Here is a 23,696-nt window from a genome sequence, read left to right on the forward strand (position 1 = left end):
TTCATTTAAAGAGTCAAAAATAATCACCCTCCATTCATATACTATAAAAGATTTGATGGGGGGAGAGGGTTTGTATTTATTCAAGATGATTGCAGATGATGCAGAAAAAATGCATCTCGATTTTTTACGGCTTTCAAAAACGAATAAGCTTGTGTTAATTGCTTATTTCAGTTGCTTTGCGGCGATATTTCAATCTGCAGGAGGTTTCTTTCCTGGGTTCGGATATTTCATTAGCCCGTTAGCAACAGCACCACTACTTTTATGCACCGTTCTATCTTTGCCATTTGGCGTACTTAGCTATATGTTAACTATGCTTTTACTACTTATTATTCAACCAAGTGAGTTGCTTGTTTTTCCATTCACAACGGGATTACTTGGACTAGGAATCGGTATTTCCTTTTATTTTTACAAAAAAAGGCTAAGTATTATTATAGGCGGCGCTACGGTATTAACGCTGGGGATTATGACTTTATTATATTTGATTAAATTTCCTGTTTTAGGACCCGCTGTTTCATCAACGTTTTCAATTTCAACTGGAGGAGCGATCTTTTTATTCTCCTGTATCTACAGTTGGTTGTGGGTTGAATTAAGTGTTGCTTGTTTTAAAAGATTAAAAAGCGTCACAATTTCGTGATTTTCCATATAACGCCGGATTGCGGTTCGAACGGATAGGAGCCTTTATGGTTTGTAATACCGAAATCAGCAATGTACATGTCTTTACTTTTTCCGAAAATGACATCGATCGGTCTTTCTAAACCACCGCCTCCTGTTGCTGATGCAGAGAGGCCTGATTCATTAATAGCAAAAGTCGTAATTTTCCCAGAGTCAATATTAATTCGTGAGACACGGTGACCCACTTTTGGAGCGGGCTTTCCACCAGTTGTCGTAGGTGCATTACTCCCGAATTCAGCAATATACGCTTCATCAACCGGGCCGAAGGTAGGGTCAATATTAAAGTCAAATCCCATAATCGCTGAATGGGGAGCGAATGTCGTGACTGGTTTTGGTGGCTTCATCGGGTGTTGTGCTAGTAAAAAAGTTGGCTGTGATTTTCCTTCTGCTCTAAAAGAAGGATCAGTAACGGGCATTCCTCCTGTATAATCCGGCCAACCATACCAGATTCCAGATCTAATCCATTGAAATTCATCAGGGGAATGAGCGATCGGGCGACTACCACGAACATCAATTCCGTGGTTACCAGCAAATAAGCGGTTTTGGCGATCAAACCTTAATCGAAATGGATTTCTTAACCCCCAAGCAATTAATTCAAGATTAGATCCATCTGGATTGGCACGCAAAATACTTCCATTTGCCCGCGTGATCCCTTTTATAAACTCACCGTGAAACGAAGGAATACCGAAAGGAGCATAAGCGCCTGTCTGTATTTTGTCATCTGGTGAGCTAGATAATATATTGTTTGTTCGAAAATTTCGTCCAACTAATGGAATAAATGCACCTGGGTAGTCATGAAAAAATGGATATTTTTCTACCCAGTGATTATCTTCACCAACAATCCCGGAATTTGTCGCTGTCCCTTGACCAAAATACATTTTTCCATCAGTTCCGAAAATAACCCGATTATTATGATGGTCCCCGAAACTTGGGAGTCCGGCAAGAATATTTTCTTTTGTACCATCTTGCTTTACTTTCGTAATAAATCCTCGGTGGGCAACGAAAATATCTCCATTATAAAAAGTAATTCCTGTAAGAGGTGGATTAAATCCTTTTGCTAATAATAGAGGGCCTTTTACAGTTAGTTTGTAAACTTTGCCACTGCCAGACGTAATTCCGGCATCGCCAACCAACATATCACCGCGGTCAGTGAATGTGATATTAATCGGTGTCGTTAATCCAGTAGCAAAAACGTCAATCTTGTACCCATTTGGAACGGAAATATCTTCAGTGTTTATTTTTCGTTTAAGTAATTTAGCATGACTCAAGTTGTCCAACCTCCTAGGAAAAATCGGCATATTCATAACTATTCTTAGGGGGTAGACCTTATTCAGTTATTTAGAGGAACGTCGATAAGCGTGATTTTATTTTCAGCATTTAGTGCAGTTTTCAATACATCTTCAAAATGCTGCACATCTTCTGCTCTCACCCCATTAATTCCAAAGCTATGTGCCAATTGAACAAAATTAGGGTTTCCATATGTCACGCCATTGCTTACTCCAAACTTTTGCATCATCATTTGTTCTTCCAATTTTAATACATGATCGTTGAGGACGATGATGACGAAAGAGAGACCTAAACGCTTTGCAGTCTCTAATTCCGAAATATTCATTAATGCTCCCCCATCCCCAGTGATACAAATCACAGGATCATTTGGACAAGCGAACTTAGCCCCAATCGAACCAGGTAAAGCAATTCCCATCGATGCAAAACCGTTAGAGATAATCAAACGGTTAGGTGCCTTAGCTTGAAATGTGCGAGCAATCGCAATTTTATGTGCACCGACATCAGAAATAATAATCGTTTTTTCTGATGAAAGCCTTTCAATAACATGCAATATATTTTCCGTTGTTAATGGCAAAGAACGGAGATGCTTATGATTCCAGTCTATTTGATAAGATTGCGCTATTTGCTTTTTTAGATTTCCAGATGGAGACCATGGTGTAGCTAAACCATCAATAGTGTTCATGATTTTGAGCGTTTCACTGATATTTCCAACTAATTCTACTTGTACAGGATAGAATTCATCGACCTCCGCTGGAAGGGCATCGATATGTATAATTGGGATCTTTGTTTTATTCCAGTATTTGGGAAATCTCTCTACAAAATCAAAGCCAATCACAATCAATACATCAGCCTCCGAAATGCCCTGTAATACTTGATCATTTTCTTGAAAGCCAAACGAAAAATAGTTGAGTGGGTCATCCTTAGGCAATATACCTTTAGCCATAAAACTATGTGTAACAGGTGCTTGAATATGTTCAACGAATGTTTGAAGTTCCACTGTCGCCCTTTGTCTAATAACACCATTCCCTACGATGATGAATGGTTGCTTAGATTGATGGATGATCGCAACGGCTTGTTGCAAAGCTTCCGTTGTCGGGACACTCGTTGGAAGCTGTGTAACAGGTGAGGCTTTGGGGGGAGCAGCTTGTATGGCGATGTTCTCGGGTAATTCAATTACAACAGAACCAGGCTTTTCATTGATTGCGAGTCGAAAGGCTTTGCGAATGATTTCCGGAATCGTGTTTGCATCTTTTATTTCTATAGCCCATTTGGATACGGGCTCCATTAACTTGATAATATCGATGTATTGGTGTGATTCTTTATGCTGTCTCTCAAGACCTGCTTGTCCGACAATTGCTACAACTGGTGAATGATCCAAATTTGCGCAAGCGATACTAGTGACCAAATTCGTCGCGCCCGGACCTAATGTTGATGAACATACTCCGACTCGATTAGATAATCGCCCATACACATCTGCCATAAAAGCAGCCCCTTGCTCATGCCGAACATTGATGAATTGGATCTGCTTAGACTTAGAAATAGCATCAACTAGATCAAGCGTTTCTTTCCCAGGAATGCCAAAAATATATTCGACACCTTCATTTTCTAAACATTGTATAAATACTTCAGCTGCTTTCATAATTCCTCCTTAAATACTCATAAATTATTTGTACTTTAGTATGTGTTGTGGTGTAAGTAACTATGAATGTTATACCAATCTTAACTTTGGATTTGAAAAACGGCATAAGCATTTTAAAAAAAATAAAAAGTCTTTACATTTTATGCAAAGAGATATAGAATTTCTATGTACATAAAAACTCTAGGTAGGTGGAAATATGTTTGATCGTGAATTAGTAAAAGGAAGTTCATCCCTATTGTTGCTGCAAATGTTGGAAGAGAGGGATATGTACGGATATGAGCTTGTAAAAGAACTGGAGAAACGTACTAATAATGGGTTTTCTTTTAAGGAAGGAACGCTGTATCCGGCGCTTCATAAGCTAGAAAAGCAGGAATACATCGAATGCTATTGGCAAGAGCAGGAGAAAGGACCAGCAAGGAAGTATTATTTAATTACGGAGGCTGGAAAAGAAATGCTACTGGAGAAAACCCGTGAATGGCACGATTTTGTTTCTGTCATGAGCAAAGTGATGGGGAGAAAAAAACATGGAACGGCTGAAGAATGAATTTTTAGCGGAACTTGAACAATGTCTCGTTAATCATGAGGAGAAAGAATCAATCCTAAAAGAATATAATACACATCTTGATGAACTCCTTGTAGATCTTAACATGCAAGAGGATGAATCTGAGCTACGGGATCAAATTTATTCAAAATTTGGGACACCCGAGGAAATAGCTACAATTTGGAGAGAAGAGCTTTCCGTTACACCCAGCAATATGAAATGGCTGTTCATCGCGGTGAATATCCTCTTTTTTGGTGGGGGTTCCGCTCTTACTCTAGCGCATAATTTGTTTAATTGGAACTGGCTTACAAACTTATGGAGTCAGATGACGTCCTTTCCAATTTTAATAGCAATGATTTATATGTTTTTTTGGGCATTGCTTGGTTATGAAATAGGGAAAGGCTTTGGACATAGCGGGAAAAAGTTAATGGAAAAAACCTTCTTATTGGCATTAATACCAAATATCATCTTAATGGTTTTAACCGTTTTTCGGATTATACCGCATGAGTGGTTTAACCCGTTGTTGACAAAAACCTTTATCATTATTTGCATCCTATTCACGCTTCTTTTATACCCTGTTTGTCTCATTAGCTATAGGTGGGGGAAAAAGGCTTCTGTGTGAGCTTTTTTTACCTATATACATAGAATATCTATGTATATAGTATAACTATATATTTGGAGGGATTAAAATGGAATTGAAAATTAAAAAAGTTGACTGGTTGTTTTTGTTTTTGTGCCTAATAGTTGGAATTATTGCTGAAGAAGCGTTTTTTAGAGATGAGATCGGTGTTTCCTATATTGTTTTCATTGCTGTATTTTACTCAATATTTTTCTATAGGTTTCGATCGTTTTCGTTCTCGCATCAACGTTTTGGATATTTAATATTGATTTCAATATGGCTATTGGCAATAAGCTATTATTTATATGATAGTATCCTTTTTTATACGTTGAATATCCTGATCATCCCGTCACTTGTCATTTTTCATCTTGCCTTGATAACGGCACCGAAAAAAGCAGAATGGAGTAGTTTGCATTTCATCTTTTACATTATGCAGCGTCTTGTTGATGGAATTCGTTATAATGTTAGATTCACAAAACATATTAGTGGGAATTTCAAGCGGAGCAGCAATGAAGATCATTATAAAGTTTGGAAAAAGATCCTGATTGGAATCGCTTTTTCATTACCCGTTTTGTTTATTATTTTGAGTCTGTTGACTTCAGCCGATGCTCAATTTGAAAAGCTGTTAGGTAATATCCCGAATTTAATTAGCGTGAGAAGTGACTTGGTCTTCCGTATTGCTGTCATACTTATTTATACATGTAGTTTCTTTGGATTTATGCAAATTCTTTTACAAAAAAATAACTATATCATCAAAAGGGAAGATACCGTTAAGCCAATTACAGCTGATGGAATCGTTACAATTACTATGCTGCTCCTTCTAGATTTGGTTTATGTTTTATTTGTCGCTATTCAATTCAAGTATTTTTTTAATGGCGCGCTTGATGAGAGCTACACGTACGCAGAATATGCACGACGCGGTTTTTTTGAACTAATCTTTGTTACACTGATTAATCTGACCGTTATCACCGCGATTATTCAATTCACGAAAAGTATCCTAGGATTATTAAAAAGGACCATTCGTATCGCATTGACTGTACTTGTCTTATCAAGTGGGGTTATTCTTATATCAGCCTTCATGAGATTGACGATGTATGAGGATGCATATGGCTTTACATTTACAAGGGTACTCGCTCATTCTTTCATGATTTTTCTGATGGTGATTCTTGCCTATACCTTCGTTAAAATCTGGCTTGAAAAGCTTTCCTTGTTTCACTTTTATTTCATCACATCTCTCATCTATTACGCAGGCATTAATATAGTAAACCTTGATAGTTTTGTTATTGACCGAAATATAGACCGCTTTGAGACGACAGGAAAAATTGACACTAATTATTTAAGCAACCTATCATCAAGCGGAATCTTGGGTCTCATCGAGATTTATGAACAGAATCCAAATGTTCCAGGATTGGAAAAGTTGCTAAAACAACGTAAAACAGAGAGAGAGTATCTAAAAAACGATGCATGGCAGTCGTATAATCTTACAAAGAATAAGGCGTATATAAAGCTGGGGGAATTGGATTTGTAATATAGGAAGGAATTTTGCTGAAATTATTTCAAAAAAACAGAAAAATATTTTTCGGGCAGTAAAACGGGTGCCTGTCCCCCCAGTGTGCCAAGGCAGGTACCCGTGGATAGTCCTTGATTTGAAGAAAAAATATACTAATCTTTCCTCCCTCTAAAGATCTAAAAACATGCACAAATGTTGGACTGTGAGACCATTATGTCTGATTAAATCCTAGTCCTGCTTAACTTTGACAAGCTAGAGAAGCAAGGGAACCGTCCCCTTGCTTCTCTAGAAAATCCACAATCCAATGGTCGTAGAAACAATGAGTCCTATGAAAACTGGGACGATGCTCTTTCGTACGAGTTCCATAATAGGGACCTTTGCAAAACCAGCAATGGCTACAAGGGAAGACCAGGCAATTAATGTTCCGCCGCCTACCCATATAGCACCCATTTGGCCAATAGCAGCGAGCGTTTCCACATCCACTCCAACACTATCACCTAATGCTCCAGATAATGAGCCAACTAGAGGCAGACCTGAAAAACCAGAACCATCCAAACCAGTTATCATTCCAACTAGAAGAATGCCAAAGCCTGCAATAAAGGCACTTTCCGGTATGAATTGCTGACCAGCAACGACTAAATCAAATAAGAAAGAAGGTGTTTCCTCTGCGTTTGTGCCAAATATTTTTTCTGCTAATTCTCCACTGCCAATAAAGAAAAATCCTGCGATTGGAATGACTGGCCCCATTGCTTTAAAGGCGAATAAAAATCCTATTACGATATTGTCACTAACAGTATTTAGAGAAGAGCGTATATTTTTAAAGGAGGAAGCTGCAATAAGAAGAATAAATGAAGTGCCGCCAATTAAAGCTGCCCCAGTGCCACCTTCGATTGTAGGCATCAGCTCAGAAAACTTTGCCAAAACCATGTAGATAATAATCACTAAAAATGTGACAGGGACAAGTATCGCAAAGAAGAGACCATACTTCCTTTTCGTAGGAGGTTCATTTCCGACATTCTCTTCGTTTCTTACTGTGTTATCACTACTATTTTCCCATGTTTGAAGATGTTGATTAGAAGGTTGCAAAATATGTTTTCTGATAAAAAGGTAAGCAATGACAATTGCTGTAATCCCTGTAATTAAAGACAAAACAAAGGCACGATCTGCGACTGGACCAACATTAACAGCTGCTGCGGTTGCGGTTAAGGTTGGAGCGATTTGAATGATATAATCGGAAGATAGTGCCATTCCTTGGCCCGCAAATGAAATGGCGATTGCAGCACCAATTGGTGGAAGCCCAGCACGAACAGCTACAGGGATAAGAAGGGCACCAACTAATGGAACGGCTGGCGTTGGCCAAAAGAACAGGGAAATCCCATATGTGACAAAAATAATCACCCAGAAAGATATATGCCCATTCTTCATCACTCGCTGAAAAGGAATGATCATTTGTTCATCTGAACCTAATGCTTTCAGTGAATGCAATAAAGCCGTCATGATTGCGATGATAAGAAAGATACTGAATAACTCGCCTGCTGCAATTAAACTACTGTTGAATATGGTCTGTAAACCAGCTGTAAAAGAGCCAGTAAAAATCCACCCAACCAAAAATGTCACTAAAATGGAAGGTACAACGATATTTTGGCGAAACAGCATGGTTACTATAATAATCACTGTTCCAGCAAAATATATCCAGTGAGCTGCTGTTAATTCCATCTAAATTTAACCCCCTTAAAAGGAAATGGAAGCGAAAATAACTCGTAAACTAGGTTATGCGCTTAATTAGGCTTTGGTGAAAAGGTGGAGTAGAGAATGGGAGACAGGGGCTATTAGGTATTGTAGGTGCCTAACTGAGCCACAGTTGTGGAACTAGAACTTCATATATCGAATAGATACCCTATTCCTTGAATGCTCATAGGACTGGAAATCTCTTGAAGAAGCAAGATGTTGATGTTATAGTATTTGAAAAGAAGTTAAGAAAATTGCTGGTTTCTATATCGAAGACATTGCGTATAAACAAGGTAATGTGAACGAATGAACAGTACCGTTCCTGCGGATTTTCATGTTAAAATACTTGTACATAGGAATAGTTGTCGACGGAAAAAATCAATTATATATTAATTAGGGAGAAGACTGATGCCAAAAATTATCTTTGTTAGTGGAGTTGCCGGAACAGGCAAAAGCACTGTTTCAAGTTACATACATAAGTATATTCCTGCTGTTTATCTAGATAAAGATACGGTTGGAGGAAAATTTAGTGAGCAATTTTTAAAAGCAACAGGGCATGACCCGAGTGACAGAGACTCTAAATATTACAAGGAGCATTGCCGCGACCTGGAGTATGATGTGACGATGGATGTAGCAATGGAAAATGCTCAGCATGGGCTAGACTCCATTTTGATTGGTCCTTTCACGAAAGAAATTGAAACGAAAGATTGGCTGGATAAGAAATTGGCAGAGTTTGAGCTTTCAAGAGACGAAGTTACAGTTAAAATTATATTTGTAACCTTAACAGATACTCAGTTACAAAAAGAACGCATTATCAAACGCGGTGCTATGGACCGGGACAAATGGAAACTTGAGAATTGGGACGGGTATGAAAAAAGCTTAGCTAAGCTTCCAAACGTTGCCTGGGGTATACCAGAAAAAGACGTGATGGTATTTGATAACTCAGGTGAATTAACCGAAGTTAAAGTTAAGCAAATTGTTACTTTCCTCGAACAATAAAGATCATAATTGTTCGAGATAGGGATGAAATGGATAAACATAAGGCGGTCCTCCATTTCACATTAGATATAGCAAACAGCAAAACCGTATGATCCCAGAAAGAAATGACTAATCAGTTCATTGATTTGGTTCAATACTATTTAAATCGAGACCTCTTCATCATGGGGTCTTTTCTTATGCACTTCTCGGTATTCCAACAGTAGTATATTTCGACCTTAGACATGCTGAAATACGCAATTTTTAGATAGAGGGTCTCTGACCTAAAATGAAAACTCTTTAAAGACAAAGACGTGCTTCCCCATGCAATAAGCAGGAGACACATCATTCATAAGAATGAAAAAACTTAAAAGTTTATAATAAACATGGTATTTTATAAATCATTTGAACCTTTTTCATTGAAAGAGCGAATGTAATAGTGAGAGGTGTTTTGCAGAGGAGGACCTTAGAAATGAAAGAAGACCAAATAAAGGAATGGATTGAAGGGATTCTTGTTGGTGATAAGGAATCTTTTCAATCTTTATATAAAGCTACCTGTGAAGACGTTTACCGAACAGTAGGTTTTCTAATTATTGATAAACAAGATATAGACGATGTTGTAAACGAAGTGTACATCGCAATGTGGAAATCAATCAGTAAATATGACACCAATAGATCCTTTCGTTTTTGGTTGCATGGTCTCATTGTCCGCCAAACACAAGATTGGCGACGTAAAGCATGGCGGCGCTTCCGGATCTTGGAACGTAAAAAGGCATTTAGACAAGAATCATCCTACATAGATGAGGAAAGGATTTTACATAAAGAGATGCAAAGTGAATTAATGCAATATGTAGTTGCGCTTTCCAATAAACATCGAGAGATTATCATTTTGAGATACTACCATGATTATAGTTTAGATGCCATTTCTATTCTTCTAAATATTCCTATTGGTACTGTGAAATCACGATTACATACAGCTTTAAAAAAGCTGCGAAATAAACTAGAGCATGCAAAAATCATAGAAGTTGGTGAAATAAATGGATGTTGAACAACAATTACGAGAGGATCTAAAAAAAGAAGCTTCATCTATACGTCCTCCAGAGCATCTAAATAAACAAGTTGCCACTTCATTTGATAAGTACATTCAAAGAAATACAAAAGTACAGACCCGGATGAAAAAACGTCTAATAACAGGAGTGATTGCTGCAACATTTCTTATACCGACAGGAGTGTTTGCAGGAACGACAGTTATTCCATCTTTTTTAGAAAAAACAATTGGTACACCGGATAAAGCAAACGAAGAGTGGAATATAACTAAAGAAGGATATGAGGAACGCTTACATGTAATGGAGGCTGCTGAGAAATATTTAACTAAAGAAGAATTTAATCATTATTTGGATTTGGAAAGTGAACGGATTCTATTATTCAAGAAAGCCAAAATTCAAGGTCATATAAGACCTGTTGATTTAGACCGTTTAAATCCCGAAGATAAGAAAAAACTACAGTTTAACGATGAACAACATTCACAATACTGGGACAAAATAATGACTCATTTTATTTATACAAAAGAAGAAGCGCAAAAGATCATGGGTTATACGATTCAATCTCCAACCTATACATCAGAAGGTTTTTCGTTTCTGAAAGAAGAAATTTCACCTGACATTACGATCAAAAATCCGAAACCAATTATTATTTCTATGTATAAGAATGGAGAATTTGGATATAGCATTCATCAGTCCGAATTGCTAAATAATAGCAGAGATCCATTCGAGATTAGGTTTGATATCATTGAGCAATATCAGCTTCATGGCAACCAAGTTATTTTTGGAAAATATAGTGATAGTAATGTAAAAGGAATGAAAATGATCATTCCAGCTAAGGAAGGAATACCTGCAAAGCAAATTGTGATTATTGATGACATCTTAAATAAGGAAGAACTAGAGAAAATCATGTTATCCCTATTAAACTAAGATAGGTAAATAGGATTCTATCTAAATATTTGATAATGGAGAAATACTATGAGAATAGAAATAAGGAATAAAAAGAAGAAGAAGTTTCGACGTGTTCTACTTAGCATTTTATTTATATTCATATTAGGGATAGGGGTTTATGGAATTAGTATATACCGATCCTTTTCTTCAGCTTTAGACACGATGCATCAGCCAGTTGAAAAGTCAGAGAAAAGAGAAAATGATATTTCAATACAAAAGCAGGACCCTTTTTCTGTGTTGTTATTAGGGGTAGATGAAAGGGCGAACGACATTGGAAGACCTGATACAATTATCGTCATGACGGTTAATCCAAAAGAAGAAACGGTTAAAATGTTAAGCGTTCCACGAGATACGAGAACGGAGATTGTCGGGAACGGAACAACGGAAAAAATGAATCATGCCTATACTCGTGGCGGAATAAATATGACCATTGCTACGGTTGAACATTTTTTAGATATACCGATTGATTATTATATTAAAGTAAATCTGGATGGATTTAAAAATATAATTGATGCTCTCAATGGGGTTACAATCATAAATGATATGGATTTATCTTACAAAAAATACAACTTCCCAAAAGGAGAAATTAAATTGAACGGGAAGGAAGCACTTGTTTTCTCGCGAATTAGGTATGAAGATCCTCGTGGTGACTTTGGACGACAAATTAGACAGAAGCAAATAATCCAGGCAATTCTCAATGAAGGTTCTAGTATATCTTCACTATTGAAGTATGATGGTGTATTTAACGCTTTAGGAGAAAACATAAAGACGAACCTAACATTTAAAGAAATGGTTGGCATTCAACAGCAATATAAAGGTTTAGAAAAAAATATCGAACAGTTTCAATTTCAGAACGGTGACGGAGGATATATCGGCAAGTATTGGTATTACTTTCCTGACGAAGAGGAGTTAAGTGAATTTCAAATAATGTTAAAAAAGCATCTTTTATTAATGTAGAGTTCATTTTCTAAGATTTCAAGAATTCATATGTACAAACAATTACGGATGATTGAAATGCCTGTTGCTAAAGTTGTAAAATTAAACCACTCTTCAATCTGCTACTGGGTCTCTCGCTTCATTTATTAAAAGGGAAGTATCCTTTTAAAAATGAAAACTAGAGCGATAATAATAAGGTATCCATTACTGGAAGACGACTTCAATACAAGATGAAATTACCGGGTGCTAAAAAAAGGCGGTATGTACAAATTACATAATATTGCTATTCACGAGATGCATAAATGGAGGGTATATCAATATTTTCCTAATGCTATGTATGAAGATTTCAAAAAATTTTGGAATAAAGAGGTTATTTTTAATGAGCTCAAAGCAAAAGGATTTGAAGTAAACCTAACAATGGAGTATCGCATGAAAGAGCGTAAGAAGTACGGTCTCAAAGGCGCTCGCCGTGCACCACAGTTCTCAAACAGGCTTAAACCCCTTGATACCATTGGGTTTAAGCCTGTTTGGAACTCGATTCCAAGCAGGCTTTTTCTTTAAAAAAAGTACAATGAATGGAAAGTGACTGGAATTATTTTAATTGCATTCACTATCGTATCTTTTTGGGATGACTATTTGTTGATTTTAAATATTCAATTAGCAAATGATTTAAATGCTTGTCACTTTTTTCCGTCAGATAAGTATTAGATATATGACGTCATTCATCGGGTTTTTAACGATTATCTTTTTCTTTCTTAATAGCATAACGAAATAGTAGATCCAACTGATTGCTGTATTCTCTAAATGATTAATCTTAGACGAAAATGTTGCGTGAGAATTCCTCTTGCGGCTGCTTCCGCCTCTTTCTTTGTTTTGAAGCCCCTTCGAGTAGTACTCTTATATTTTCCACTCATTGGATCTTTTCCTAAACTAACTTGTACAAGCCAATGTATGCCTGATTTTGATTGATACTTTTTGTATGAAGCCAATATTACAAAACTACTTTATGAATGATAATAATAAGAAATGAAAAGTATTTTGCATATTTTCAGCGAAAAATACTAGCCCACCCAACTACTTTCCAACAAATTGAGGATAACTTCCAACAATATGAACAATAAATAGGTGATACTATGAGAAATCTAGTAATTTATCGAATGATAATCATTATAGCCAATTCTAAATTAGGGTATTGGCGGGTGTAACCAGCTGGAACGTGATCTTATCTGTATACAGCAGCGCGTAAAAATTGTACTTGCTTAGAAAGAGGAAAAATTTAATTGATGTGTTAGTTTTAAATCTATATTAAATTAACATTTTCTTTATTAATATTTATTCTATTTTTTATCAAAGGCAATAATTGCTTTACGTAATCTTCTGGATGTGCCGTTTGATTTTGCATCCAATGCACCGCAGCTCCATAAAGTGCCCAGCTAAGCATCACCGCAAAAGCCTCTATTTCCATTTTGTTTTGGCTGGACCATTGCTTTTGTGCCCATTCTGAAAAAAAGGCTTGAAGTTCCTCTTTAAAAATCGTTTCTATTTTAGGTGTAAATGCCTCGTAACTTCGCTGACATTGGTTGCTGATTGAAGTTAGGAACTTAATGATTGATAAGAAAATAGCTTTAATGGTCTCTTCGTTAATTACCTCATGTGTACTTACCTCTTGTATGATTTCCCTCATTACACTTTCACTTAACACCTTTTCAAGTAAGTCATATTTGTCCATGAAATGAGAATAAAAGGTTGCACGATTAACCGTTGCGGCAGTCGTAATATCTTTAATGGTGATGTCTTTAAAATCCCTTTTCATTGATAACTCGATAAATGCATCCATAATGAGCTTACGGGTGCGAAGTATACGTGGGTCAATTTGCTTTTCCATAAAATTTGCTCCTATTTTTTAGACATTTTTATCAATATGTTGTTTAAACAATAAATGTTTTATTTTGTTGGTTGCTTCAAATTTTCCAACTTGATATATTAACTATACAACAAATGTTGGTTAAACAAAAGATGTTGGAGTGAGGAAAATGAGAATAACGATTTTTGGAGCAAATGGTCAAATTGGTCAGCTTCTTGTGAGTCATGCACTTCAAGCTGGATATGATGTTAAAGCCTATACGAGAAGACCTAATGCTTTAAGTATAGAACACGAATAATTGCAAGTTGTAGTCGGGGCTTTAACAGACCGAGAAAAATTAAGAGAAGCAATCACAGGAAATGATGCTGTATTAAGCGCTCTAGGACCTAGTTGTCAATGAAACGAAAAGTTTCAGTCCTTCCTATAGCAGAAGCACATAAAGCAATTATCTTTGTTATGGAAGAATTCGGACCGGAAAGGTTCATTACGAATGGAACACCTGCGATGTCTGCAAAGGTAGACGTTAAACAGCTTGCTACAGTGTTGCCGAGTCTCATGCCTATGATATTCATGCCCACTGGCTACGCGGGGAGATGAAAGAGATAGAAAAGCTGTTTAAAACAGCTAAGCTTGATTGGACGGTTGTGCGTATCATTGATCCTAATGTGAAAACAGATGGCATTGGATACGATATATCGTTTGGAGATAGGAAAAGCAAGATGAGTGTTTCTCGTTATAATGCAGCGAAATGTATGCTGGAAGCTGCGACGAAAGACGAATGGATTCATAAAATGCCAATCGTATTTAACAAATAGGAGGCAAGGGAATGAAACTATTTGAATTGGGAGTTTATTCATTAGGTGAACGAATACCTGATGCCAATGGGTATAGTCGAACTGCTCAATCCAGAGTAGAAGAGATTATCCAAATGGCAAAAATGGCAGATGAAGCAGGACTTGATATATTTGGTGTTGGCGAACATCACCGTCTGGATTTTGTCACATCTTCTTACTCCATGCTACTTGCAGCGATTGCACGGGAGACGGAAAATATTAAACTAACCAGCACGCTATCCGTTATTAGCACAGCTGATCCAGTTCGTGTTTACGAAGATTTTGCAACGCTTGATTTATTATCGAACGGACGCACTGAAATTATTTTAGGTCGTGGGGCATTTTTAGAATCATTCTCTCTCTTTGGAGCAAGTTTAAATGATTACAATGAATTGTTTGAAGAGAAGCTGAAGCTATTTTTGAAATTGCAGGAGCAGGAAGTCGTAAGTTGGCATGGGAATTTCCGTCCTCCTCTTCAAAATGCTCAGATTGCACCTAGACCTGTACAGAATAAAATTCCACTTTGGATTGGTGTTGGAGGTACTCCTGCAAGTGCAGTTCGTGCTGGCAGACTTGGGATCAATATGGCACTCGGCTTGTTGGGTGGTCGTCCAGAAAATGTCAAACCACTAACAGAATTATACTGGCAAGCCGCAAGTGAAGCAGGTCATGATTTATCCAAGTTAAGGGTTTCGGTGACGGGGCATTCTTATATAGCCGAAACAGGTGAGCAGGCGGTTGTTGAATTTCTTCCACACTATAATCAATACACTAATTACTTTTCAAAAGATCGTGGTCTTTCACACTTCTATACAACAGCAGACCAGTTGATGCCTCAGCGAGCGGCAGGACAAATATTAGCTGTCGGGAGTGCAGAGGAACTGGCTGAGAAAATCTTGTATCACCATGAACTATTCGGACATTCACGCTTTATGGGACAATTCGATATGGGTGGTCAGCCATTAGCCAAAGTAGAAAAAGCCATAGATTTACTGGCAAATAAAGTAGCACCAATCGTACGCAGAGCTTTATCTAAATAACGTAAAACTATAAAAATTTGTTTTTAGAAAGATAATAAAGAACTAAGAAGGGGATGAGTAGAACTATGGTAATAGTAACTTATGTGTTACAAGGAATACTTGCCTTCATGTTTTTGATGGCGGGATTCGGGAAAGTAACGGGTTCTAAAATGCACCTGGAAGCATTTAAGCATTGGAGATTACCACAATGGTTCAGAATTGTAACAGGGATTGTAGAATTAATGGGGGCGATACTTTTAATTGTTGGATATTGGGCTTCAACTTCGGCATTGGCAGGGTCACTTTTACTTGCAATTACAGGTATAGGTGGCATTCTTACACATATTCGTGTGAAGGATTCCTTTAAGGACACGGCTATGATTCTATTCTTAGCCATTCTATCGTTTGTTGTATTTTATCTTTATTTAACGTAAAAATTTCTTTTTTACCAAGATGGGTTAAAAGGGAAATATAATATAAAATTCTATTTTTGGAGGAAAAGAAGATGAAAATATTAGTTACAGGTGCAGCAGGAAAATTAGGGTCAAATATCGTTGGAAATTTAGTGAAGAAAGTACCCACTTCAGATATTATCGCTGGTGTACGTGATCCACAATCAGAAAAAGCAAAGGCATATGAAGCACAGGGTATTGAAGTTCGCTTAACAGATTTTGAGAAAAAAGAAACATTAGTTGAAGCGTTCAAGGGTGTGGATCGTGTCTTCACGATTTCAACCTTCGGTGATGTGGAAACATCGATTCGTCAACAAACCAATGCAGTTGAAGCTGCAAAAGAGAATGATGTTTCACAGATGGTTTACTCAAGTGCACCACGTGCAGATGTTAGTGGGTTTGTTTTGGCTGGTATTCACCGTGAACGTGAAAATATCATTAAGGAATCAGGTATTCCATATGTATTCGTTCGTAACAACTGGTATGTCGAAAACGAATTAGGTACCATTCAACAATGCTTAAATAGCACACCTTGGGTTACATCAGCAGGAGAAGGGAAGGTAGCTTGGGTCTACCGTCCAGATTTAGGTGATGCCACTGCCAATGTGTTAGCAGGTGATGGACACGATAATAAAGCATACGAATTAGCAGGTGAAAACTTAACACAACAACAATTCGTTGATGCAGTTAATGAGGTTACAGGTAAAGAAATTCCTTTATTAGCTGTAGATTCTGAAGCTCATGCAAAAATGCTAAAAGAGGCTGGCGTGCCAGAAGAATTTGTATCAATGACATTGATGATTCAAAATGGAATTCGTGAAGGTGGATTAGAAGCTCCACATTCTGATTTAGAAATGCTTCTAGGTCGCAAACCAACTTCTGTGAAAGAAGTGTTACAAATTTTATTAAAATAATTACGAATGCCGCTGTATCAGACGCCCAGTCACGGTGATGAAAGAGGCTTTGGCCCAAATTGTTAGCCAACACAATTAAATTATCGTATAACTAATTCAAAAAATTCTTTTTAATAGACCAAGGAGGAAATAATCATGACAAATGAAAAACTAAACATCGGAATTATCTTAGGAAGCACTCGTCAAGGTCGAGTTAGCCCTCATGTTGGAGAATGGGTAAAAGAAATTGCCGACAAACGTGGAGATGCAAATTATGAAATTGTTGATATTGCAGATTATCAATTACCGTTTTTAGGAACAACTGATGGAACTGACCCTGGAATTGCGGCTTGGACTGAGAAAATTTTTAGCTTGGATGGATTCGTATTTATAGTACAGGAATACAATCACAGTATTTCTGGAGCATTAAAAAACGCACTGGATATTGCTAATCGTGAAGCCTGGGGTAACAAAGCGGCAGGTATGGTTAGCTATGGTGGAGCTGGTGGAGCACGTGCAGCTGAGCATTTGAGAGGGATCTTTGGTGAATTACAAATAGCAGGTGTGAAGGGCCATCCCACATTATCTTTATTCACAGATTTTGATAACTTTACATCCCTTAAACCAGCTGACATTCATCTTCCTACTGTCAATTTAATGCTTGACCAAGTTAACGCTTGGAGCGGTGCATTGAAAACTTTGAGATAATAACGAGAATTGATAGATGTAATAAAACCCGAATATCAGATGCTACCAAATAGGGTATCTGATATTCTTTTTAATGATTATCCCACTAGCTCAGAATAGTTTACTGTTTTTGTCGATGCACATAGTGCCCCTAAGCGATGGAACCATTCACCTTTAAATTTCCTTCGATTAAATTGTAAGATTGAAGATGCTTTGAGCCGAGTCCGTGATATGTTCCACCAATAAATGCCTTAGCATTTGAAATAACAGTGTGTAGCAAATGGAGATGATCTGGACTTTCTTTGGCATTGTATACTTGATACTCATAACATCTTCTGCATAAAGTTTGGTTTAGACTTTCTTGTCTTTATACAGCTAAAAGCGCCATATGTATCAAGGGTTTAAAAGTGAATGTAATTCGTCCTTAGTGAATGTAAATTGAATGTAATTTACCATGGTGAATGTAATCTGACTTTAAAAATCATAAAAATCTGTAGAAGTTCATAGAAGGAAATTCCTCACAAACGCCATCAAATCAAGCATTCCCCTTTTTTCATATCAGTCCATAGAAATCTGTAACATCCAGCCTCAAAGAAATAAAGGTAGCCGACTATTTAGATCATGCTGAAAACAGGGATATTTCCGTGCTAACTCTAATAAATGATATAGACTATGAAGAAGGATTAGAGAAAATTAGATATGACTTAGCAAAAAATCCTAACAAAACCATCGTTACTGATTTTGCTGAACTATTTTGCATTGCAAAAAAATCTAATACCTTTAAGCACATATTCATACAAATTAATGGGAGTGACGTAATTGAATATGATTTGTGAGTCTGATAAATTGGATGATTATTTACTTGAATTAAAAGAGGTTAATTATTCTAATCCTCTAATTGTAGCTAAAGTGGATGAACTTTTCGACCCTTCTCAAACAGACCTTGAAAAAGCAAAAATTGCTTTTCAATTTATTCGTGATGAAATATCTCACTCTTGGGATATTCAAAGTAACCGCGTTACTTGTAAAGCATCCGAAGTATTGGCGCATAAAGAGGGGATTTGTTATGCAAAAGTAAATTTATTCACATCTTTATTACGATTACAGGGAATTCCAACAGGTTTCTGTTATCAACGATTAATGTTATTTGACACGCCCAAAAAAGGGTATTCTATTCACGCTTTAAATGCTGTTTACTTTAAGTCACTAGATAAATGGATAAGGTTAGATGCTCGTGGAAATAAACAAGGAATTGATGCCCAATTTTCAATTGGAGAGGAAAAATTAGCATTTCCTATAAACGAACAATTAGATGAAAAGGACTACCCGGTTATCTATTATAAGCCACACCCCAAAACAATAGCTGTTTTAGAAGATCATACGGATGTATTAGAAATGTATAAACATCACTTGCCAGATAGTTTGCAGATTTTTCACTAACGAGTACGATTTCAAAAGGAGTGGAGGTAGATCCGATGATAAACAATGTGTTTCGTCTGATCACGCAAAAGCGAAATGGGCAGCCAAATTGGGATTTTACGAGGAATATTTACATTCGCTTTTTTCAACAATGGAAAATGACGAATTTTTTAAACCAATGGTAGAACCGGATGAATTCAAAAAGCATATACCGGTATTTAAGTCATTTTAAAATAAAGGAACCTTGTACACAGTACCCTTTATAGGGCAATATTCAAATGCTAGCATTATACATCTATATATTGATTGGGATGAGCCCTTAATGATCATGATATGCATCATCACTTTTTTCACCTGGAAATTAATGACTCATACGATTTCAGGAAAGAAAGCGGTGGGGTAACAACAGGCCATATGAGTTATAAGTTTGTCGTTTCGGCATCCTTATCGGATAATCCAACAGGATTGGAATTTAGTTTTCAAAGAACGTAATACAAAATTTACTTCTGGAAATAAAACTGGTGGTGAATTTGTTATTAAGATAGGAGTGACTGCTTTTATAACCGTGGAGATAATTTGGTTATTACAGTCAAGATTGCTGTTTAAAACAGAGCAAGAAGGAAAAATAGTTGATATTGTCGAATATTTCCATAAGGATTATTTAGGGAGTGATTGAATGACACTTGTTATAAATAAGGCATTGGGTGAAATGTTGGAACGATCAGAAATTGATACTTTAAACTCTAAGCTAACTGCAATAAGGGAGATTGATGGAAATCCAATGGGAGTAGAAATTCAAAAGTTCGGAAATGCAACTGCGTTTTTAGTTAAAAATATCCCAGGTCCCGCATTTAATAAGGTTATAGGTTTAAAAGAAGGCGATCAAATCTATTTGGAGAAGATGTTAGAATTTTACAACGGAAGGAATATCCCTGTGCTATTTGATTTAACTCCAGCATACGCTTCTTCAGACCTACTTGCATATCTAAATAAGTTAGGATTTAATCAAGTTGATTTCCATACTACGCTTTTTAAGCCAGTTCAATTAGAATTAAATGAACCATTAATGAACCCTCAAATTTACATTCGTGAGATAAAAGGAAATGAATTTGATACTTTTGCTGATATATACACGAAAGGTTTTCAGATGCCAGCATTCTTGAAAAGTGGCGTAGCACAAAATAACGAAATACTTTTTAACAATAAACATTGGACTTTTTATCTTGCTTTTATAGATAACGAACCTGCAGGAATAGGAGTTATGTATATTAAAAACCGTGTAGCTACTCTTGCTGCGGCTGCAACTGTTCCAACCTTAAGAAACAAAGGAATTCAAACTGCTTTAATTAAGCAGCGCATCTATCAAGCATACATGAAAAAGTGCGACTTAATTGTCGGACAAGCAAAATTTGGTTCCAGTAGTCAAAATAATATGGAAAGAGTCGGTATGAGAATAGCTTATACAAAGGCAATATGGGGTAAGGAAGTTTGGTGAGTTTCTATCATAGGATAGGAGGCTCATTTTTATGTGATCAAATCGTAAAAAGTGGCTCAAATTTAGATTATCAAAAACACCACTAAAGGTAGCTTTGGAGAATGATCACTATATATGTGTATGCCAGCACCTTATTTAACGATTCTTATCATGTATAAGAATGGATGTGAAATATGATGGAAAGAATTACTTACGTTATTCTCCTTGTCACGTCTATCGTTTTGCTTGCTGCCTGTAATTACACCAGTAAGCGATAATAATAACCCTTATACAACTGGAAAACCGCAATCAACAGTTAAGAATAGCTTAAAACCTTTCGTGAAGGGCGTGAAAAATGTTGATGTCGTAAATGCCCATGGAAGCATTGAAGGATTGGAAAGAATGCAGAAATTTTATGAAGACATACAGAATGTTGTCCCCGCTGATTTACGAATTGTCCACTACACGATTGAAGGGGATCCAATAGTAACCGATTTAACTTATAACGGAGAATCTCTGGAGGTGAAACTGGACACCACGCGGACAACTATGGAAGTGGAGAAATAAGTACCAAAAGCTGTAGCTATAGGATGAAAGAAGTAAATCCTACGAATACCTCCTATATAGCGATCGACTGTAACGATGCTCACTTCGGGATGGATGAAATTTTACAAATCAGCTACAACATGGGTCAACAGGATAGCTTTGAGTTCAAATTGGATTATGGAGTAAACATAGAAAACGAAATAAATACGCAAACAAACACCATAAAAAAAGAAGTTAGTGCCACCGAAACACAGTTAACAAATGACTATGTCATGGCATCGGCTGTGAAGCAAGAGATATATATATGTTTAGTTTTTGCCAATTACTTAGCTGAAAAAGACCTCGTTACTACTTGTGATGCTAAGGACGCAGTGAATTATTCTCTAAAGGTATATATTAATGGCGCTCACCGCGAATATCGCTGGAATGCTTGTGATCGGAGCATCGATGGCGTGAAGTTTACTAAGATTGTAAAATATATCATCGAACAATCCGAACAGAAACAAACTGAAAACCAAGAGGTCACTGTTCAAGGTTATGTGCTAAAACGGAATGACAACACGCTATTAATTGGGGAAGACTTGAATAAGTTTAGTTACGAATTGATAAAGGATGAAATACAACAGATGGATCTGAATGCGTATAATATTGACTTTATCGAATTAGAAGGTGTTAATTCAGAGGAGTTCAATGTAGGAGATAATATCCGAGCAACTATAGAAGGACCTTAAGAAGGCTCTATGCCAGGCAGGGCTATAGTGTAAGAAATTAAGCAATTAGAATAACACTAGCTACTTTTTTTATGTAGCTTAGTAGTGTAAGTAAAAGTCGTATTACAAAGAATCGTATAAGGGGTTCTTAGGTTATGTACGGATAAGAACAGCAAAAACAAATCAATAAAGTACTTGAATACATTGAAGAGAACTTAAACGCACTTTTCTTCTTGAAAAGTTAGCAAAAGTTTCAACCAATTCTGTTTATCATTTTTAACGAATTATTAAAGCGCTTACTGAACACCAGCTGGCTATTACAAGAAAAATTAACCCTCATCCAAAAAGATTTTTGAGGAAGAGGGTATTTTGAATTGTTAAGCGAATACGTTACATATTAGGTATTAATGAACTTGGAGGTACTGATGAAGCAATCACAAATTATTAGTTTAGATAGCATATCATTCCAATTAAAAGAGATGCACAATTTTGAATGGCTTAGAAATCTTGGCGAAGTATTTTGTGTGTTTGACAAACAGGATTCGGGTAATATTAGCTTCGGCATTGAAAAAAATGGTATAAATCAATTTGTGAAATATGCAGGGGCACAGACAATCGAATATTCAGGAAAGCCAGAAGATGCTATCAATAGATTAAAAGAATCTATTCCCGTATATGAGGATCTAAATCATCCAATCTTGGTAAATTTAAATAATCATTTTGAGGTTGAGGATGGATTTGTTGCTGTTTTTGATTGGTTTGATGGAGAATGTCTACACCCACATTGGTCATTCCCGCCTCCACATAAATATAATCATCCAGATTCCCCGTATTTTCGCTATAAACAATTGCTAATAGAACAGCGATTAGATTCATTGAAAAATATTTTTGATTTCCATGTTCATGTAGAGAAGAAGAATTATGTTGCGGTTGATTTCTATGATGGAAGTATTTTATATGATTTTAATAATAGCCGTACAAAGATTTGTGATATTGATTTATATAAGAGAAAACCATTTAAGAATCAAATGGGCAGAATGTGGGGATCTTCACGATTTATGTCGCCAGAGGAATTCGAACTAGGTGCTGATATTGATGGGGTAACTAATGTGTTCAACTTGGGCTCCATTGCATTTGGGTTATTGGGCGGAGAACTTGACCATTCAATAAAAAAGTGGGATGCCAGAAGTGATCTGTATGAAGTAGCAATGAAAGCTGTCCAAAAAGATAGAAAGAATCGATTTTCATCTGTTGAAGAATTTGTTCGAGAATGGCATTTGGTATTAAATAAGTAATTTTACCTTTATCAGTAGTTACTTGGTAGGTTAATAAAAGCAACTACCAAATTGAATATGAGAGGAATTTAATATGTACATTGAATTATCACTTGTTTCATATGAAGATAAAACAATTTTATATCATTTGATTCAACTATATCGTTATGATAGCAGTGAATTTGATGATCACGTTCTAAATCAACACGGATTATATTTATATAAGTTTCTAGACCACCAATGGACGGATGAATATCGGCGTCCATTTATTGTGAAAATTGATGGGGAAATTGCAGGTTTCGTATTGGTTAGTCTTGATCTCCCTAAAGAATTTACAAAACTAAGTACGTCAGATAAAACAAACGTTATAAGTGACTTCTTTATTATCCGAAAGTTTAGGCGTAAAGGTATAGGGAAAAAAGTTGCATTTTCTATATTCAATCAGTTTAGAGGGGGTTGGGAAATTAAACAAACAATTTCCAATAAAACTGCAAATGTATTTTGGAAGAATGTTATAAATGAATATACAGGTACTTCCACATACAAGAGGAGATAATGCAAAATGAAAATTGGAAAGGCCCAGTTTTAGTTTTCCATTCATAACATTATGAGAACTATTTAAAAGTT

Annotated in this window: 28 protein-coding genes and 2 pseudogenes; 24 read left to right on the forward strand and 6 right to left on the reverse strand. The window is 36.4% G+C overall.

Annotated features, from left to right (window positions below; genetic code table 11):
* Positions 1 to 70: 70 nt before the first annotated feature.
* Positions 71 to 634: a hypothetical protein gene (locus tag MHB53_RS01725; RefSeq protein ID WP_445661387.1), complete on the forward strand. Its 564-nt coding sequence runs from the start codon at positions 71 to 73 to the stop codon at positions 632 to 634.
* Here the strand turns inward: MHB53_RS01725 and MHB53_RS01730 are convergent.
* Positions 621 to 1,940, reverse strand: coding sequence for a PQQ-dependent sugar dehydrogenase (locus MHB53_RS01730; RefSeq protein ID WP_340915340.1), 1,320 nt, complete (start codon positions 1,938 to 1,940; stop codon positions 621 to 623). The genes MHB53_RS01725 and MHB53_RS01730 overlap by 14 nt on opposite strands.
* Before the next feature lie 62 nt (positions 1,941 to 2,002).
* Entirely contained in the window at positions 2,003 to 3,598 is a 1,596-nt protein-coding gene (locus tag MHB53_RS01735; RefSeq protein ID WP_340915342.1) for an acetolactate synthase large subunit, read from the reverse strand.
* A gap of 196 nt (positions 3,599 to 3,794) precedes the next feature.
* Here MHB53_RS01735 and MHB53_RS01740 point away from each other — a divergent pair, with 196 nt between their 5' ends.
* The 3 genes from MHB53_RS01740 to MHB53_RS01750 all read left to right on the forward strand — a co-directional run bounded on the left by MHB53_RS01740 (position 3,795) and on the right by MHB53_RS01750 (position 6,286).
* Positions 3,795 to 4,142, forward strand: coding sequence for a PadR family transcriptional regulator (locus MHB53_RS01740; RefSeq protein ID WP_340915343.1), 348 nt, complete (start codon positions 3,795 to 3,797; stop codon positions 4,140 to 4,142).
* Complete coding sequence (locus MHB53_RS01745) at positions 4,123 to 4,761, forward strand: HAAS signaling domain-containing protein (protein WP_340915345.1); 639 nt, start codon at positions 4,123 to 4,125, stop codon at positions 4,759 to 4,761. The genes MHB53_RS01740 and MHB53_RS01745 overlap by 20 nt, the downstream gene beginning before the upstream one ends.
* Positions 4,762 to 4,828: 67 nt before the next feature.
* Positions 4,829 to 6,286, forward strand: a complete 1,458-nt coding sequence (locus MHB53_RS01750) for a DUF4153 domain-containing protein (protein ID WP_340915346.1) — start codon at positions 4,829 to 4,831, stop codon at positions 6,284 to 6,286.
* 267 nt (positions 6,287 to 6,553) lie between these two features.
* On the opposite strand, the gene MHB53_RS01755 is transcribed toward MHB53_RS01750, so the two are convergent.
* Positions 6,554 to 7,984, reverse strand: coding sequence for a hypothetical protein (locus MHB53_RS01755; protein WP_340915348.1), 1,431 nt, complete (start codon positions 7,982 to 7,984; stop codon positions 6,554 to 6,556).
* Between the two features lie 420 nt (positions 7,985 to 8,404).
* Between MHB53_RS01755 and MHB53_RS01760 the strand changes: the two genes are divergently transcribed.
* From MHB53_RS01760 to rpsI, 5 genes and pseudogenes are all read left to right on the forward strand, one after another.
* Positions 8,405 to 8,995 (forward strand): AAA family ATPase, encoded by a 591-nt coding sequence (locus MHB53_RS01760; protein WP_340915350.1) that lies wholly within the window; start codon positions 8,405 to 8,407, stop codon positions 8,993 to 8,995.
* A 448-nt stretch (positions 8,996 to 9,443) separates the two neighbouring features.
* Entirely contained in the window at positions 9,444 to 10,019 is a 576-nt protein-coding gene (locus tag MHB53_RS01765; RefSeq protein ID WP_340915352.1) for a sigma-70 family RNA polymerase sigma factor, read from the forward strand.
* A complete protein-coding gene (locus MHB53_RS01770; protein ID WP_340915354.1) occupies positions 10,009 to 10,941 on the forward strand; it encodes a hypothetical protein in 933 nt (310 codons plus the stop codon). The genes MHB53_RS01765 and MHB53_RS01770 overlap by 11 nt, the downstream gene beginning before the upstream one ends.
* Before the next feature lie 48 nt (positions 10,942 to 10,989).
* Positions 10,990 to 11,919, forward strand: coding sequence for an LCP family glycopolymer transferase (locus MHB53_RS01775; protein WP_340915356.1), 930 nt, complete (start codon positions 10,990 to 10,992; stop codon positions 11,917 to 11,919).
* Positions 11,920 to 12,282: 363 nt separating this feature from the next.
* Positions 12,283 to 12,390, forward strand: a pseudogene (gene rpsI, locus MHB53_RS01780) (30S ribosomal protein S9); the annotation flags it as partial.
* 308 nt (positions 12,391 to 12,698) lie between these two features.
* On the opposite strand, the gene MHB53_RS26180 reads toward rpsI, so the two are convergent.
* Positions 12,699 to 12,887 carry an Arm DNA-binding domain-containing protein gene (locus MHB53_RS26180; RefSeq protein WP_445661388.1) on the reverse strand — a complete coding sequence of 63 codons (189 nt, stop codon included), beginning with the start codon at positions 12,885 to 12,887 and terminating at the stop codon, positions 12,699 to 12,701.
* Between the two features lie 311 nt (positions 12,888 to 13,198).
* Positions 13,199 to 13,783: a TetR/AcrR family transcriptional regulator gene (locus MHB53_RS01785; RefSeq protein WP_340915358.1), complete on the reverse strand. Its 585-nt coding sequence runs from the start codon at positions 13,781 to 13,783 to the stop codon at positions 13,199 to 13,201.
* Between the two features lie 148 nt (positions 13,784 to 13,931).
* Between MHB53_RS01785 and MHB53_RS01790 the strand changes: the two genes are divergently transcribed.
* The 7 genes from MHB53_RS01790 (at position 13,932) to MHB53_RS01820 (ending at position 17,667) form a co-directional block, all read left to right on the forward strand.
* A complete protein-coding gene (locus MHB53_RS01790; RefSeq protein WP_340915359.1) occupies positions 13,932 to 14,060 on the forward strand; it encodes an NAD(P)H-binding protein in 129 nt (42 codons plus the stop codon).
* 98 nt (positions 14,061 to 14,158) lie between these two features.
* Positions 14,159 to 14,359 (forward strand): hypothetical protein, encoded by a 201-nt coding sequence (locus tag MHB53_RS01795; protein ID WP_340915360.1) that lies wholly within the window; start codon positions 14,159 to 14,161, stop codon positions 14,357 to 14,359.
* On the forward strand, positions 14,356 to 14,577 hold the full coding sequence (locus tag MHB53_RS01800) for a hypothetical protein (protein WP_340915361.1): 222 nt from the start codon (positions 14,356 to 14,358) through the stop codon (positions 14,575 to 14,577). Before MHB53_RS01795 ends, MHB53_RS01800 begins: the two co-directional genes overlap by 4 nt.
* 11 nt (positions 14,578 to 14,588) lie before the next feature.
* Positions 14,589 to 15,635, forward strand: coding sequence for an LLM class flavin-dependent oxidoreductase (locus tag MHB53_RS01805; RefSeq protein ID WP_340915362.1), 1,047 nt, complete (start codon positions 14,589 to 14,591; stop codon positions 15,633 to 15,635).
* 65 nt (positions 15,636 to 15,700) lie between these two features.
* Positions 15,701 to 16,048, forward strand: a complete 348-nt coding sequence (locus tag MHB53_RS01810) for a DoxX family protein (protein WP_340915363.1) — start codon at positions 15,701 to 15,703, stop codon at positions 16,046 to 16,048.
* 71 nt (positions 16,049 to 16,119) lie between these two features.
* The gene (locus MHB53_RS01815) at positions 16,120 to 16,980 is read left to right on the forward strand and encodes an SDR family oxidoreductase (protein ID WP_340915365.1); all 861 of its coding nucleotides are present in this window, start codon (positions 16,120 to 16,122) and stop codon (positions 16,978 to 16,980) included.
* Positions 16,981 to 17,115: 135 nt separating this feature from the next.
* A complete protein-coding gene (locus tag MHB53_RS01820; protein ID WP_340915366.1) occupies positions 17,116 to 17,667 on the forward strand; it encodes an NADPH-dependent FMN reductase in 552 nt (183 codons plus the stop codon).
* A gap of 77 nt (positions 17,668 to 17,744) precedes the next feature.
* Here the strand turns inward: MHB53_RS01820 and MHB53_RS01825 are convergent.
* Positions 17,745 to 17,932: pseudogene (locus MHB53_RS01825) on the reverse strand (IS1595 family transposase); the annotation flags it as partial.
* Positions 17,933 to 18,471: 539 nt separating this feature from the next.
* Here MHB53_RS01825 and MHB53_RS01830 point away from each other — a divergent pair.
* The 8 genes from MHB53_RS01830 to MHB53_RS01865 all read left to right on the forward strand — a co-directional run bounded on the left by MHB53_RS01830 (position 18,472) and on the right by MHB53_RS01865 (position 23,625).
* On the forward strand, positions 18,472 to 19,086 hold the full coding sequence (locus MHB53_RS01830) for a transglutaminase-like domain-containing protein (protein ID WP_340924409.1): 615 nt from the start codon (positions 18,472 to 18,474) through the stop codon (positions 19,084 to 19,086).
* 35 nt (positions 19,087 to 19,121) lie between these two features.
* The gene (locus MHB53_RS01835; protein ID WP_340915368.1) at positions 19,122 to 19,250 is read left to right on the forward strand and encodes a hypothetical protein; all 129 of its coding nucleotides are present in this window, start codon (positions 19,122 to 19,124) and stop codon (positions 19,248 to 19,250) included.
* Between the two features lie 242 nt (positions 19,251 to 19,492).
* Positions 19,493 to 19,741 (forward strand): hypothetical protein, encoded by a 249-nt coding sequence (locus tag MHB53_RS01840; RefSeq protein ID WP_340915369.1) that lies wholly within the window; start codon positions 19,493 to 19,495, stop codon positions 19,739 to 19,741.
* On the forward strand, positions 19,742 to 20,560 hold the full coding sequence (locus tag MHB53_RS01845; protein ID WP_340915371.1) for a GNAT family N-acetyltransferase: 819 nt from the start codon (positions 19,742 to 19,744) through the stop codon (positions 20,558 to 20,560).
* Positions 20,561 to 20,941: 381 nt separating this feature from the next.
* Positions 20,942 to 21,106: a DUF4362 domain-containing protein gene (locus tag MHB53_RS01850; protein ID WP_340915373.1), complete on the forward strand. Its 165-nt coding sequence runs from the start codon at positions 20,942 to 20,944 to the stop codon at positions 21,104 to 21,106.
* A gap of 23 nt (positions 21,107 to 21,129) precedes the next feature.
* Positions 21,130 to 21,816 carry a hypothetical protein gene (locus MHB53_RS01855; RefSeq protein ID WP_340915375.1) on the forward strand — a complete coding sequence of 229 codons (687 nt, stop codon included), beginning with the start codon at positions 21,130 to 21,132 and terminating at the stop codon, positions 21,814 to 21,816.
* 404 nt (positions 21,817 to 22,220) lie between these two features.
* Positions 22,221 to 23,090 carry a serine/threonine protein kinase gene (locus tag MHB53_RS01860; protein ID WP_340915377.1) on the forward strand — a complete coding sequence of 290 codons (870 nt, stop codon included), beginning with the start codon at positions 22,221 to 22,223 and terminating at the stop codon, positions 23,088 to 23,090.
* Positions 23,091 to 23,163: 73 nt separating this feature from the next.
* Positions 23,164 to 23,625 (forward strand): GNAT family N-acetyltransferase, encoded by a 462-nt coding sequence (locus MHB53_RS01865; protein ID WP_340915379.1) that lies wholly within the window; start codon positions 23,164 to 23,166, stop codon positions 23,623 to 23,625.
* Positions 23,626 to 23,696: the final 71 nt, after the last annotated feature.

Source organism: Bacillus sp. FSL K6-3431, from assembly GCF_038002605.1.
In the GTDB taxonomy this organism is placed as follows: Bacteria; Bacillota; Bacilli; order Bacillales; family Bacillaceae_C; genus Lederbergia.

What these genes read in the sequence shown, in the direction of transcription:
- MHB53_RS01845 (WP_340915371.1), top strand. Translation starts at nt 19,742, where the DNA reads ATGACACTTGTTATAAATAAGGCATTGGGTGAAATGTTGGAACGATCA.
- MHB53_RS01865 (WP_340915379.1), top strand. Translation starts at nt 23,164, where the DNA reads ATGTACATTGAATTATCACTTGTTTCATATGAAGATAAAACAATTTTA.
- MHB53_RS01770 (WP_340915354.1), top strand. Translation starts at nt 10,009, where the DNA reads ATGGATGTTGAACAACAATTACGAGAGGATCTAAAAAAAGAAGCTTCA.
- MHB53_RS01810 (WP_340915363.1), top strand. Translation starts at nt 15,701, where the DNA reads ATGGTAATAGTAACTTATGTGTTACAAGGAATACTTGCCTTCATGTTT.
- MHB53_RS01790 (WP_340915359.1), top strand. Translation starts at nt 13,932, where the DNA reads ATGAGAATAACGATTTTTGGAGCAAATGGTCAAATTGGTCAGCTTCTT.
- MHB53_RS01755 (WP_340915348.1), bottom strand. Translation starts at nt 7,984, where the DNA reads ATGGAATTAACAGCAGCTCACTGGATATATTTTGCTGGAACAGTGATT.
- MHB53_RS01850 (WP_340915373.1), top strand. Translation starts at nt 20,942, where the DNA reads ATGCAGAAATTTTATGAAGACATACAGAATGTTGTCCCCGCTGATTTA.
- MHB53_RS01835 (WP_340915368.1), top strand. Translation starts at nt 19,122, where the DNA reads ATGATAAACAATGTGTTTCGTCTGATCACGCAAAAGCGAAATGGGCAG.
- MHB53_RS01805 (WP_340915362.1), top strand. Translation starts at nt 14,589, where the DNA reads ATGAAACTATTTGAATTGGGAGTTTATTCATTAGGTGAACGAATACCT.
- MHB53_RS01785 (WP_340915358.1), bottom strand. Translation starts at nt 13,783, where the DNA reads ATGGAAAAGCAAATTGACCCACGTATACTTCGCACCCGTAAGCTCATT.
- MHB53_RS01800 (WP_340915361.1), top strand. Translation starts at nt 14,356, where the DNA reads ATGAAAGAGATAGAAAAGCTGTTTAAAACAGCTAAGCTTGATTGGACG.
- MHB53_RS01750 (WP_340915346.1), top strand. Translation starts at nt 4,829, where the DNA reads ATGGAATTGAAAATTAAAAAAGTTGACTGGTTGTTTTTGTTTTTGTGC.
- MHB53_RS01795 (WP_340915360.1), top strand. Translation starts at nt 14,159, where the DNA reads ATGAAACGAAAAGTTTCAGTCCTTCCTATAGCAGAAGCACATAAAGCA.
- MHB53_RS01820 (WP_340915366.1), top strand. Translation starts at nt 17,116, where the DNA reads ATGACAAATGAAAAACTAAACATCGGAATTATCTTAGGAAGCACTCGT.
- MHB53_RS01735 (WP_340915342.1), bottom strand. Translation starts at nt 3,598, where the DNA reads ATGAAAGCAGCTGAAGTATTTATACAATGTTTAGAAAATGAAGGTGTC.
- MHB53_RS01740 (WP_340915343.1), top strand. Translation starts at nt 3,795, where the DNA reads ATGTTTGATCGTGAATTAGTAAAAGGAAGTTCATCCCTATTGTTGCTG.
- MHB53_RS01760 (WP_340915350.1), top strand. Translation starts at nt 8,405, where the DNA reads ATGCCAAAAATTATCTTTGTTAGTGGAGTTGCCGGAACAGGCAAAAGC.
- MHB53_RS01830 (WP_340924409.1), top strand. Translation starts at nt 18,472, where the DNA reads ATGATTTGTGAGTCTGATAAATTGGATGATTATTTACTTGAATTAAAA.
- MHB53_RS01765 (WP_340915352.1), top strand. Translation starts at nt 9,444, where the DNA reads ATGAAAGAAGACCAAATAAAGGAATGGATTGAAGGGATTCTTGTTGGT.
- MHB53_RS01775 (WP_340915356.1), top strand. Translation starts at nt 10,990, where the DNA reads ATGAGAATAGAAATAAGGAATAAAAAGAAGAAGAAGTTTCGACGTGTT.
- MHB53_RS01745 (WP_340915345.1), top strand. Translation starts at nt 4,123, where the DNA reads ATGGAACGGCTGAAGAATGAATTTTTAGCGGAACTTGAACAATGTCTC.
- MHB53_RS01855 (WP_340915375.1), top strand. Translation starts at nt 21,130, where the DNA reads ATGAAAGAAGTAAATCCTACGAATACCTCCTATATAGCGATCGACTGT.
- MHB53_RS01815 (WP_340915365.1), top strand. Translation starts at nt 16,120, where the DNA reads ATGAAAATATTAGTTACAGGTGCAGCAGGAAAATTAGGGTCAAATATC.
- MHB53_RS01860 (WP_340915377.1), top strand. Translation starts at nt 22,221, where the DNA reads ATGAAGCAATCACAAATTATTAGTTTAGATAGCATATCATTCCAATTA.